Origin of the sequence: Butyrivibrio sp. (genome assembly GCF_017635265.1) — a bacterium.
Classification (GTDB): domain Bacteria; phylum Bacillota; class Clostridia; order Lachnospirales; family Lachnospiraceae; genus Butyrivibrio.
The window spans coordinates 1-12,454 of sequence record NZ_JAGBLU010000024.1 but is presented as its reverse complement, the minus strand read 5'-3'; the positions used below and the strand labels follow the sequence as shown (position 1 = coordinate 12,454).

The window sequence follows — 12,454 nt, the reverse complement described above, 5'->3', positions numbered from 1 at the left end:
TTTGGAGTAATCAGGATGAAAGGGATAAAGAGGACAGTTGTATTTATTTTAATAATGATGACTATTTGTATTTATAGTCTTGCTGACAGTATGACTGTACTTAGGATTTATGCTCAGGAAGATGCAGCTGATGAAGCTACGTCAGGTTCATGTACTGAGACGACAGAGAATAACCTTTCTCAAACAGATTTAACGGTTGAGGAAAACGAACAGGCTGTTAATTTAGAGGAAAACGAATATATCTACTATGGCACATCTTTTTATATCTTGAATGGAATTGATACAGAAATTCCTTATGAGATTTCTTCATATCCTTCATCGAATTATTCAGCAGGAATCAGTATTTTGGGAGCAGTCAGCTCTTTTGATGAAATTGTGGGAACGGATCTGGCTGATGAACCGGCAGAGGACATATATTATGCTGACAACAACGTTACGCAGGCACTTAATGAGCTTCCGACAATAGAACAGATTCAGTCGGTCAGAAGTGATTTTGATCCATCCATACATTATATTCAGTGGTATGTAATCAAGAATTCAGGCTATTATATGCATGTTGACGGTGTGATCATGACCAGAAAAAACAGTGAGGCTGCTTCAGATTCATCTTCTGCTGCCGCATCAGAAAACTCAAGTGAAGCGTCCTCATCTTTATCAAGTGAAGCATCTTCGGATGCATCAAGTGAAGCATCCTCAGCTTCGTCGAGTGAGGCGTCTTCCGAGGCATCAAGCGAAGCATCTTCAGAGAGCTCAAGTGCAGTTTCTGATACCGATGAAGAGCAGCCGGATATAACTATTGAACTAGAGACAATATTAGGCAATCCTGTTGTTCCTGATGATGGTGAAAAGCATCTTGTTGGCGAAGGCTTCAAGATAAAGATTATTGACAATAAAGAGCCTGAATCATTAACTGAAAAGATATATGATGCATTTGGAAAGTTTCTTAAAACCAATGTGATAACGGTATCTGCTGCAGATGGAAACGGCACAACTTTTGAGTACAAGCATTGCCAGTATTGGATAAGTGTTGATGCAGCTTATGCCTATGTTACAGCAAAAGACATTTCTGAAAAGGGGCTTACTATTCCTTTTATTTTTGATGGAGAAGTTATTGAACCTGAAGATATTAGAGTTGGAGTAGTTGATAAAGTAACCGGGATAATCTCTGCTTTAAAAAGTGAAACCAATGTGGCAGTACAGACCAGACAGGCATCTGTAGATGTAAATAATGTTCTTACTTTAGAGGCGGGTACTACTGTTAAAAATGATGACGGTAATACCCTTACAAATGATGACTATGAAGTGATTGACGGAAGCTTGAAAGAGGGACACCGTATTTCAAACGTCGTATTTAATGGAAGCCAGACAGGTGTAGGAGAGAGCAGTAATGAGATTACATCTGTAGTTATTGTGGATAGTCAGGGCAATGATGTGACTTCACAGTATGTTATCAAATGCGTCAGGGGAAGACTTGTTTTGGTGGATGGCGGTTCCGGTGCCGGTACAGGCTCGGATTCTGTGGATAGTGCAGTGACATCGGCTTCGGAAGTTACAACGATTTCATTTCCATCTGTGTCTTCTGCGGCTTCTTCATCATTATCGGTTGATATAAGTGCTTCTTTAAAAAATGATGTCTTTGTATCTTCAGAGCAGGTTTTAAGTACTGTTCCGGGTTCATCTGTTCTTGGAGCAAGGCTTTCAGCCACAGGTGATTTTAATGGTGATATAGATAAAAGAATAGCTTTTATAGCGCTTAGCTTAGTGGTTTGCACTACTATTTTGAGTTTGAACAAATCAAAAGATTTTTTTAGAAAAAAAGGTTAAAAATAATTATTAAATGTCGATAAGATAAGTGAGCATGTTTTTAGACTTTTATTTTGTGCGCTTCTGGCGCGGGATGGAGAGTGAACATGATGCTTATCTTAAAAAAGGCATTGAGTATTGTTTTGGCGGTCATAGCTGGAATTTTCATAATAGGATCAGACATAAGTTCACTAATGGTCCAGGCTGCGGACGATCCGTACACAGCCCTTTCCAAAGCTACAACAAAATATAATGGTGTGGATTATAAAAACGAATATAATCCACTTTATTACTATCTCAATTATCAGGACTTGCGCGATGCATACGGAACTGATGCAGGCAAGCTCATTGAGCATTGGGTCGTATTTGGCAAAAAAGAAAAAAGAGTTGCCAATAGGCTTATAGGCGATAGTACTGAATATGTTGTTCCTACAGGTGACACGGGAGTGGTTATTATCCCTAAGTCTAAACACGGGAACGGCGGAATGACCTACGATCAGGAGGTAATAGCCAGAAGCTATGCCAAGCAGATTGCTGATGGTATAAATAAAGCGATTGAAGCGGCCAATACGTCAAAAAGTTCTTCTAAGAGCTCAAGTTCTTCAAGTAGTTCATCAAGCAAAAACAAAGTAAAGGAAGTTGAAAAAGTTGCCTATGCGGCAGGCGTTATAAATGCTTACTGTGCGCAGGGAACTTATACCACAGAAGGACAAATATACAGAACAGCCTATGGAGTATTTGTGGGCGGAGAGTATTCGTGTGCCGGAGCCACAAGAGCATTGGGCCTTGTTCTTGATTATCTTGGAATCACCTGGGTTCATAAAAATGCCAATACCTGGAATGATCAGTGGTGTCAGGTGATTGTTGATGGTAAAGAAGGCTATGCAGATGCTATAACAGCTACGGCCGGCTATGGCAAACACCCCAATGAAGGCGGAAGTGAAAAAGATGCTGTAACTTATGCAAAGATAAGAAATAAATTTGATATGGCTTCTCAACGGGCAAGAACGACGGATTAAAAATATGGGGCGATTAAATATTTCTTTTTACAAAAGAATATTGGCGGCAGTTCTTGTGATATTAGAGTGTCTGATTGGCTTTCGTTTAGATGCAAAGGCGAGTGGAATCACACAGATTGATTCTTCAACATTCAGAGGGAGTCCTAATATAACAACTATCCATATCGGAAGTGATGTTACAGACATTTCTTCTAATGCTTTCAGAGGGCTAATGGCTCTTAAATCCATTACGGTCAGCGAAAATAATTCATTTTATACTTCTTACAGTAATTGTCTTTATAACAAGGACAAAACAGAGCTTTTATGTTTTCCGGCTGCCCTTACAGGTGCGAATATACCGGAAACAGTAACGTCAATCGGAAAAAATGCACTTTACGGAGTGTCAGACAGCCTTAAAGAAGAAATAAGAAGCGTAGTAGAATCTCAGGCCCAGAATAACCTGATGGAGTGGCAGGTTCCGGGAGAACACTTTATTCATACGCCCTATGGTGTCAAGTGGAGAGATGCTGCAGGAAATGCCACAGATCCGGATACGGACTTAAAAAAACTTATAGCTTCAGTTTTGGAGGCAAGTACCACAGACTCCATGACACAAAGGCAGCAGCTTGAAAATGCATTTAATTATCTGGTGAACTCGGTTTCGTATGAGAGAAAGATGGATGTTCCAATCGGAGACTGGACCGGAAGCTACGCTACGGACATGCTTTTAAATGGAAAAGGCAATTGTTATGGATATGCAGCTGCATTCGGGTATATAGCCAAAGGACTGGGATTCGAAACAAGAGTTTGCAGTGGTATGGTTCAGTCATCACTAGGTGGAAAAACGCCACATGCATGGAATGAAGTTAAGTTGGGAGACAGATGGTACATTTTTGATTCAGAGATGCAGGATGCCAAAGGGGAAGGTTATTATAAACAGACATATGACAGTTATCCTGCCGGGCCGATTGAAAAGCAGCTTACCTGGACGATTTATTATTAAGAGAGGTTCTTAAAATGAATAGATTATCAGGATTATTTATTGCAATACCAATATCTTTTGTGTTTATATTTATCCTTAACATCATGCTATATACTACAGTTCCATTCTATAGAGAGGCTTTAAACGGAGCGGTGGGAAAAGATGATATTCCTGTGGTGGAAGCCAGCAGTGAGCCTGTTATTTATGAAAATGAGATAACAGTAATAGAGGATGATAGCACCGCAACGGCTGCAGAAGGAGTGACGACAGATTATAATACAAAAACCGCTGATGAAGGCAGTACCGGGAAGGAAAATGAAAAAGTGATAATTGAAAAAGTATATTATGAAGACTGCGGATCAGGTGAGGGATATTGGGTTATAACTTACAATGATGGCAGCAAAATAGTCGAGTGACAAGATTATATAAAGAGCCGTAATGGATATGGGAGAACTGGAAAGAGATGTACTTGAGATTAGCGCCAAAAGAATACCCGGCATAGTGCTTAAGTTTGATTAATTGATTAATTTGAAGTTATAATGACATTATGATAAAAAAAGAGTCGGTTCCGGCTCTTTTTTTGGTATAATATGTATGGATTTTTCTAATTGGAGGGTTGTTTATGAAAAGGAGATTAATAAGCCTTTTTTTGTTAACTATGATGGTCGTGTGTACACAAATGGGATGTGCTGCTGCAACTTCAGAAAAAAAGAATACTGAGCTTGGTGGGGAAAGTGAAGATAATATTGCAGGTAAAAAAGTTGGAGTGTGCATTTATCAGTTTTTGGATAACTTTATGGCTCTTTTTAAAGATGAGCTGGAAGAGCGTCTTGTAGAGCAGGGAGTATCGGAAGATAATATTGAAATTGTAGATAGTCTTAATAACCAGAATACACAGGTTGAGCAGGTTAGGGATTTCATACAAAAGGGAGTGGATGTTTTAATAGTCAATCCCGTTAACCCGGCTCGGGCTGATGAGATTACCGATCTGGCTGTAGAGGCAGGGATTCCCTTGGTATATGTCAACCGTGAACCTGATGGTGATGAAGAAGACAGATGGGTTGATGGAGATTATAAGGTTTCATATGTGGGATGTGATGCCCGCCAGTCAGGTACTTTCCAGGGCGAGATAATTGAGTCCCTTGGATTTGATGCAGTTGATCTTAACGGTGATGGTAAGATTCAGTATTTTATGATTGAGGGAGATCCCGAAAATATTGATTCTCAATATAGAACAGAGTATTCTATAAGAACTTTGCAGGATGCATCCTGGGAACTTGAATGCGTAGGTGATGAAATAGGTAACTGGCATCAGGAGACCGCAAGACAGCTTATGGCCAAAGCTCTTGAAAATGATAAGGACATAGAAGTTGTTTTTTGCAACAATGATGCTATGGCACTTGGCGCATTAGAAGCTATCGAAGCTGATGATAGAAAAGTAGGCGAAGACATCTATCTCGTAGGCGTTGATGCGCTGGAAGAAGTTATTGGATATGTATTGGATGGACGCATGACAGGAACTGTATTTAATGATTATATTTCACAGTCCCACGCTGCAGCAGATACGGCCATCAATTATATAAAAAGAGAAAAGGTTGAACACTATGTTGGCTGTCATTATGTCAAGGTCACAGCCAAGAATGCCCGGGAAATACTGGACAAGATAAAGAAATAAGGATATTTGGGGAATTTAGTAATGAATATTTCAAAAAAAGTATATAGAAAATCTGTGCTCATCATTGTTTTAACGGCTGTTCTTGTGGCATTCCTTCAGGGGAATTCCTACACGGCAGTGGCAGGTGGAGCAGACAGGCTGCCGCAGATAACTATCTTTTTTGCAGTAACTGCACTTTTTCTAATTTACTTTGTAAAATCATTTATTTCAGGAAAACTATCCACTGAAGCCAAGCTTCTCTGGATAGTATTTTTTGGTACTGTTTATAGAGCATTTTATGTGCTGTTTAATGACATTTGGACACTTCAGAATGATGGTGGTATTTTTACGGGATATGGTACACCGGATATCAACAACGGGCATATTGGTTATATAGAGTATATTTATAAATTTTTCCATCTGCCTGATATGAATCCATATGAACACTTCGGTTACTATCATCCGCCGCTTCATCATATTATCGAAGCGGTATGGCTTACAGTACAGAGATTTATCGGAGTAAATGAGGCACTTGCCTTTGAGAATCTTCAGGTACCTACGTTTATTTATTCAGCCCTCTGCATGGTTGTAATGCTGCATATTTTGGAAGAATGCAGAGTATCTTCCAGGGCTCTTGGTGCGGGAATGCTTCTTTTTGCATTTCATCCCAGAATGATGGTTCTTGCAGGCTCCGTTAACAATGATATTCTTGCTCTTTTGCTTTTACTTACAACGATTTGGAGAACTTTGGTGTGGATAAGAGACAAGAGCTACAAAAATATTGTGCTTATCGCACTTTCTCTTGGCTTTGGGATGATAAGTAAGCTAAATACAGCGATATGTGCATTTTCTATTGCACTTGTGTTCCTGTGCTATTTAATCTGGTGCATAAGAGATGGAAATCTTATAGAGCTGAAAAACTGTATACTTGAGTATATTGTTTTCGGAGTGATAGTTATTCCGCTTGGTTTATCCTATATCATAAGGAATCTCATACTCTTTGGAGAGAAACCGGGGATACCTTCACCTGCGCTTATTCCAAGTGAGTCTGTCATGTATACGGGAAGCTATTCAGTGTGGTCAATAATTGGAATACCCGGCATTACTGAACTTCATGTGGAATTTCCGTTCCATCCTATAAGCGCTGCTTCCATACATAATTCATGGGTTATTCTTTTTCAGACAGGTCTTTTCGCAGAGGCTTTTCCGGCAGAAATGGGAGATTATCTGCTGGCATTCGCGCAAATAGCTTATGTGGCATCAATTATTACAGCCCTTATAACGTCAGTTGTGTTCTTTGTGCGTTATGCTTCTCTTTTTAGAAAAGAGGGATCAAAGCTTCATACAACATTTGTGCTTTTTACATATATTTTCATGATCATAAGCTATAGTCTGTTTGTGTTTAAATATCCATACACCTGCAGCGCTGACTTTAGATATATGACAGCTTCTCTTGTATTTACATCACTTGGATTCGTGGCTGTGCAGGAAGGATTTGACAGTAAGATTGGATGCATCTTTAAGTCCATCACTAACGCAGCTATGACACTGACGCTTGTATGTTCAGCGATCGTCTACACGTTTTGGGATCTGCAATGATGCCGATGTAGTTGTTTTGAACTTAAAAACAATAATTTTGTTATGATTAAAAATTGGTTGATTTTATATGTTTTCCGTTATATAATGGAAAACGTCGTCGGGGTGTGGCTCAGTTGGTAGAGCACTATCTTAGGGAGGTAGGGGCCGCGTGTTCGAATCACGTCACTCCGATTGCGAGGAACCGCATGGTTATGCGGTTCTTTTTTTGATTAATTCAGAATTTGTTTGACCAAATGTTTGACCTGATAAGATCATCCAAGTAATTCTTCAAGACTTTGCTTGGACAATGTGTTATTGTTCTGCCTGTTATAGTACCTTGTCATGGTACTATCAGCGTGACCTGCAGTAACTCTTATCTGATCTTCAATCATTTGTTTAGAATATGCTTCTTGTATAGCTCCGCGTCTCTGTGCGTGAGTTGACATTGGCTCTATGCCAGCATCTTTGCAATAGTCCTTAATGTGTTCATTGACACGGTTTGTGCTTATTGGAAGATTACCTTTACTGTTAAATACATATTTCTTTTGACCATTGATGAGATAAAGTTCTTTGAGTATTCCTATTGCTTTATCTGTTAATGGTATTTCTCTTGCCACTTCATCAGCCTTAAGATGTTCATCATCTACAACGATGAGTTTTCCATCTATTTCTCTTTTGGATAAAGAGTGCTTTATAGTAAGTGTCTCGTTTTGAAAATCTACATCTTCCCAAGTAATAGCAAGCCATTCGCCGACTCGCTGCATGGAAGTCAGCCAAAATCTGATAGCAAGTGAATATACTGTCTGATTAGGAAGAGCTTTCAGATGCTTTTCAAGTTGCATGCGCCATTTCTTTGAAGTTGCCTTCTTTTTATCCATGCTTTTAGCTTTTTTAGGGCACATATTGTTAGGAAGAGCAACTACTGGATTGACAGTAATAAACTTCTGCCAGATGGCGTAATCAAAAGTCTGCTTAAGGATGCTTTTTGCCTGATCAATCTGTCTTGCGTTATACTTTCTGCTGGCGGTTAATCGCTTGAAAGCATCAATAATGTCTCCTGTGATAACAGTCTGAACTGGTAATGTAGAAATGACATCAGCTGCCCAGTATTTATTCCAATACTGATCTTTGCGCCTTGCTGTACTGGTCGGATAAGTAATTTCACCATCATTATCTACAATAGGTGCATGATTATGCTCTGAAAAGAGATCAAACACTTCCTGAACTGTGATAGAGCCAGTGTATTCTTTGGATGATGGAAGCATCCTTCCAATTACTTTTTTGTACAGTTCTTCGACAGACTTTGCAGAGACTTGCTTTCTTTTGCCTTCTACCGTAATAGACACTACATATAAAGTTTTATTAGGCTTAGTGACAGTGGTTATCTTTTTGCCAAGTTCTTTTTCAATGGCTTGGATTTTGAGTTGTAATATTTGTTTATCCAAATCTTCGATAACAGCACCGACTGAGTTTATATTAGCATAGTCAGAATCTGTTTCCAATCGAAGCTTCTTTGATGTCAGATTTGTGATCTGTTGGAATATATCATTAGAGCAATTGTGTTGATGATTTGCATTTATTGGCACTTGAAGATTAAAGGAAGTGCTGACAATATCGTATTTAGTTTTCATAAAATCAGCACCTCCTTTCTGAATGTTGTTGCGTTGTGTTAGAAGAATCCTAAATCTTCATCTCCTATATCTGTGAAATCATTCTGCCTGTTGAGATATTCTTCAACTGAGTTGTAACTTATGTACTTTCGATATTCTGTGTAAACTCGTACTTCTTGGATTCGTCTAAGGAATGCAAGCCATGATTCTTTATCATTTTGTTGCTTCTCATGGTACTGATCTTCCAACCGCCAATTACTGATAATATATACCGTTGTAAAGCAGGCATATTTGTTGGAATACCTTGCAGGGAGTACCAAGGGATATATATCTAAGTAATTGAGCATATCAGATAGTGTCAGGTTGCTTCGGAACTCATCAAACACAAGCACTGGCTGATTTTCGTAATGATCGAAAGGATGCTGGTAATCTGTAACTCGAAATATGTTTTCTGCGCCATGTTCTTCTATGACTCCACGAGTTTTTCCAGTAGCAGTTTTTCCTGAGATATAACATACGTGAAGGTTTTCTCGTAAAGTCCCCTTATATTCGTCTATAAGAAGAGTAGTGCGTAGCTTTGAGATTTTATCAAGACTTAGAATATAATCCTGATTTATAGCAACTATTTCAGCATCACTATGTCCATCTTTAACAAGTTGATATAGCTCAGACATATCTGCCATTTTTCCCTTGGTATCAGGCGGACGTATGCCCCATTCCTCAAAGGTGCCTTCTATTATTGTTTCGCGTTTATCTGTATCTTTCCATTTGCCTTCCTTTTTGATGTATAGGACGTTATCAGTAACTGTACCCTTCGCCTTTTCTATGTGAGCTGTTGGAAAGGCCTTTTTAACCTTGGAAAACCTTACTCTTGATGAAAAGCACAGGTATAAGTGGGTGTGATAATTTGAACCTTTCTCATCTGCCATACAGTAATAGGTAAGGGTTGTAAAATTCTCATGTAGTAACTTTTTTATTGTACTGTGATCATATGTTACAGGTTTACCATTTTTGTCCTTAATAGCATTTCCTTCACTATCGACAGAAGGCTTATCAGTACTGTTGATTGTTAGCTGCCATTTTGCAGCTTGTGTATCGCCTCCAGCCATTTATTTCACCTTCTTTCTGTTCATTTGTGTGTGCTGTGCGTTTTAGGTGCACAAAGATGCAATAAGCATAAGTACTAAATCTATTTTTGATATGTGCACCACGGGGGTAATACTTCCCCGTGGCGCGTCGAGTCAGAGCTTACGCCAGGGGCGTGCTCTGACTCGAATCTCTATTGTGTTCCAAATTTCTCATTAAAATGTCATATATATGCCATTTCCAGTCTTTTATGTCTGATATTAGTGGAAATTTTACTTTCATTAGTTCGTGCCCATCTGCAAGAAGATAGCCTTCACCTCGCTGCATTGGCTCATTGGGGATTTCTTCTCCTGTAAAGATCATGCCCTTTTGTTCTTTGCTTAGTCGTCCAAGCCCTATTAAAACTAAAAAATCATCTCTTGTTCCATTGGCGAAGAGGTTGGCGTCTGCTCTTTGAGTAACAAGCCATACTCCATGTTTCAATCCTCTTCCGAGCATCAAAATAGTTGCAATGGCATTGGTAATATCTGAAGAATATTTTGTTTTGTTGTCTTTGTCCTTCATGGCCTGAAAAAACGTATAAGCGGGATATTCATCGAAGATTAAAATTCGACGTTTGTGCGTTTGACCAGTCTCTCTTGCATCGTTGAACCTTCGATAGTATGCCATGACTCCTTCATAACAGTGTTCTCCTGTAAAGTAGAGTGGGTAATCTTTCAAAAATCGAAAATCTTCCGAGTTTTTAAAATCACAAATAAAAATTTCTGTTTCAGGAGAAGCCTTTAACAAACAGCCTATAAGAAACATGAGTGCATAGCTTTTTCCACTTCCAGTCGAACCAGTAATAAGGGCATGGCAATAATCCTGAATATTTAGTTTTATAGGAACTGGAGCCTGAGCCCCAGTTCCGTAATCATGGTATCCCCAAATCATGAGTCTTCGCCCCAAGTTGTGGAAAGTGTGCTTGTATTGCTTGAACTTGAAAAACGTAACTCTTTCTGCCTTCTTTCCATAACTTTCTTTGCATATGATGCATTTGTTGGAACAACTAAAATGAGAAGGAAATTACCCATGTCCTTGATACTATCTACCACGATGGGATCAAAGAAGTTTCCGTCTGAATCCTTGTAGCATTCAGCTTTAATCTTACTAACATCTGACTGAAGTCTATGTGCCAAAGTAAATGAGAGTCTGTTTTTAAGGCCTAATAATTCATCTTCAGACATCAGTACTGTATTCTTTTTAACCGCTTTAAAATAGTAATAGGTTATGCCATCCATTATTTCCCATTTTCTGATAGGCATCTCTATATCGGAAAAAATGCTAGGTTCACGCACTTCATATTCTGCTGAGATTTCTCTGATTACTTGGAATAGTTCAGTTAGTATAGCCTCATATCCCTTGGAAGCATTATCCTCAAGTGCGGATTGACTTAGTTGCTCTGTGAGTAGTTGCTGTTTTTTCTGTTCAATTTGCATCTTCTCCGATGATGATCTGCCATATGAAAATAGTAGGTATATGGCAGAACCAATAAGCACCCATTCTGGATTACTGATTAAAAATGCAACAGAATAATATAATGCAAATCCTGATAATACTAAGGTTGAAGATAAGCCTGCTAATGCCAATATAAAAATTCCTATTATTGCCGGATAGTTATTGTGCTTTTTGTAGTATTTGTAATAGCTCCAAAACATATAAACGGGAGTCATTACAAGCTTTTTTACCAATGAGCATAACCAGTTAATCATTGAATCACCTCCAAAGAATCAGCACTAGCGCTGAGAATGTATTCTCCTGCATTATTACGCCAAAACTTTCCAGTCAAGTTTTTAAACTTCACTTTCTTCTGTCCGCCAGATTGCTGTAATAGTTCTGGTGTAAGTGGTATTTTCAAATCCTTTACTTTTACTGTTACTGATTTGTAGTGGTTATCAGGACAAACCACGCTTACTTTTTTACACACAACCTCATCGGTGGGTTTACCATCTGCGTAGCCTACACCATCAGTAATACTTAATGCTATTGCTGTTCCTTCTGTGTTACCTGTAATTTGATTAGTATTTAGTTGTAAGTCTCTTGGTCCTATATTATTCATAGCATTATCTCCTTTTTGTTTTACCAGTGGGATATGATGTAGCAATCCCACTGGAGCTTTCTGTTAATTGTTCTGTTTTCTGCTTGGTAAAATAATAAAGTCTAATATGTCCATCACTTCATCAGAGACAGGTAAATCAAGTTCAATAATCATTTTTTTGATGAATTCAGCTTCATAACATAGATTTGCTGTTTCTTTCACATATGGCCTTATTTCATCAATTCTGTCACAAATGAGTTCTGTTCTATCAGTTAGCAGTTCTGCTAAATAGATTAATTTTTCATCCATATTATTTTCTCCTTGTATACAATCAAGTTAACCTTTCCAATAAGCCTGCATGTATCGGAATAGAGTGCTTCTTAATGATTTCAAGAAGGCAAGTGTTTTCTTCTTGAAGAATCAGGTATTTTGAATAATAAGAGTGTAATTTTTCCATTTCATCAAGATTTTCATTTAATCTGTTGGAAAATATTTCGCTCACCAAATGCTCTTTATCCATGTTGCCACCTCCTAGTATAGTAATGATGTAGTCATTAAGGACTACAGTTAATAGTTTCTATTTCCAAATCTAAGTAATGATTGAAGGGAGGATTCCCCTCTCATCAGATATCATCAAGGAGCTTTACTAACAGTTATACATGTCTG

13 protein-coding genes and 1 tRNA gene are annotated in these 12,454 nt (G+C 38.5%); 7 read left to right on the top strand and 7 right to left on the bottom strand.

Going from position 1 to position 12,454, the window contains the following annotated elements; translation table 11 throughout:
• The first annotated feature begins 15 nt into the window (after positions 1-15).
• From J6O61_RS02995 to J6O61_RS02965, 7 genes are all read left to right on the top strand, one after another.
• A complete protein-coding gene (locus tag J6O61_RS02995; RefSeq protein WP_292209422.1) occupies positions 16-1,824 on the top strand; it encodes a hypothetical protein in 1,809 nt (602 codons plus the stop codon).
• 86 nt (positions 1,825-1,910) lie between these two features.
• Positions 1,911-2,822 (top strand): hypothetical protein, encoded by a 912-nt coding sequence (locus J6O61_RS02990; protein ID WP_292209420.1) that lies wholly within the window; start codon positions 1,911-1,913, stop codon positions 2,820-2,822.
• A 4-nt stretch (positions 2,823-2,826) separates the two neighbouring features.
• Positions 2,827-3,804 (top strand): transglutaminase domain-containing protein, encoded by a 978-nt coding sequence (locus J6O61_RS02985; RefSeq protein WP_292209417.1) that lies wholly within the window; start codon positions 2,827-2,829, stop codon positions 3,802-3,804.
• Positions 3,805-3,818: 14 nt separating this feature from the next.
• On the top strand, positions 3,819-4,199 hold the full coding sequence (locus J6O61_RS02980; RefSeq protein WP_292209415.1) for a hypothetical protein: 381 nt from the start codon (positions 3,819-3,821) through the stop codon (positions 4,197-4,199).
• 206 nt (positions 4,200-4,405) lie between these two features.
• Positions 4,406-5,458: a substrate-binding domain-containing protein gene (locus J6O61_RS02975; RefSeq protein WP_292209412.1), complete on the top strand. Its 1,053-nt coding sequence runs from the start codon at positions 4,406-4,408 to the stop codon at positions 5,456-5,458.
• Between the two features lie 21 nt (positions 5,459-5,479).
• Positions 5,480-7,036: a glycosyltransferase family 39 protein gene (locus tag J6O61_RS02970; protein ID WP_292209409.1), complete on the top strand. Its 1,557-nt coding sequence runs from the start codon at positions 5,480-5,482 to the stop codon at positions 7,034-7,036.
• A 98-nt stretch (positions 7,037-7,134) separates the two neighbouring features.
• A tRNA-Pro gene (locus J6O61_RS02965) sits at positions 7,135-7,207 on the top strand.
• An 80-nt stretch (positions 7,208-7,287) separates the two neighbouring features.
• On the opposite strand, the gene J6O61_RS02960 is transcribed toward J6O61_RS02965, so the two are convergent.
• The 7 genes from J6O61_RS02960 to J6O61_RS02930 all read right to left on the bottom strand — a co-directional run bounded on the left by J6O61_RS02960 (position 7,288) and on the right by J6O61_RS02930 (position 12,308).
• On the bottom strand, positions 7,288-8,646 hold the full coding sequence (locus tag J6O61_RS02960) for a tyrosine-type recombinase/integrase (protein ID WP_292209407.1): 1,359 nt from the start codon (positions 8,644-8,646) through the stop codon (positions 7,288-7,290).
• A 38-nt stretch (positions 8,647-8,684) separates the two neighbouring features.
• A complete protein-coding gene (locus J6O61_RS02955) occupies positions 8,685-9,734 on the bottom strand; it encodes a hypothetical protein (protein WP_292209405.1) in 1,050 nt (349 codons plus the stop codon).
• A 139-nt stretch (positions 9,735-9,873) separates the two neighbouring features.
• On the bottom strand, positions 9,874-10,644 hold the full coding sequence (locus J6O61_RS02950; protein WP_292209402.1) for an ATP-binding protein: 771 nt from the start codon (positions 10,642-10,644) through the stop codon (positions 9,874-9,876).
• Positions 10,641-11,462 carry a hypothetical protein gene (locus J6O61_RS02945; protein WP_292209399.1) on the bottom strand — a complete coding sequence of 274 codons (822 nt, stop codon included), beginning with the start codon at positions 11,460-11,462 and terminating at the stop codon, positions 10,641-10,643. The genes J6O61_RS02950 and J6O61_RS02945 overlap by 4 nt, the downstream gene beginning before the upstream one ends.
• On the bottom strand, positions 11,459-11,809 hold the full coding sequence (locus tag J6O61_RS02940; protein WP_292209397.1) for a hypothetical protein: 351 nt from the start codon (positions 11,807-11,809) through the stop codon (positions 11,459-11,461). Before J6O61_RS02940 ends, J6O61_RS02945 begins: the two co-directional genes overlap by 4 nt.
• Before the next feature lie 63 nt (positions 11,810-11,872).
• The gene (locus tag J6O61_RS02935; RefSeq protein WP_292209394.1) at positions 11,873-12,097 is read right to left on the bottom strand and encodes a hypothetical protein; all 225 of its coding nucleotides are present in this window, start codon (positions 12,095-12,097) and stop codon (positions 11,873-11,875) included.
• Positions 12,098-12,119: 22 nt separating this feature from the next.
• Complete coding sequence (locus tag J6O61_RS02930; protein ID WP_292209391.1) at positions 12,120-12,308, bottom strand: hypothetical protein; 189 nt, start codon at positions 12,306-12,308, stop codon at positions 12,120-12,122.
• Between the last annotated feature and the right edge of the window lie 146 nt (positions 12,309-12,454).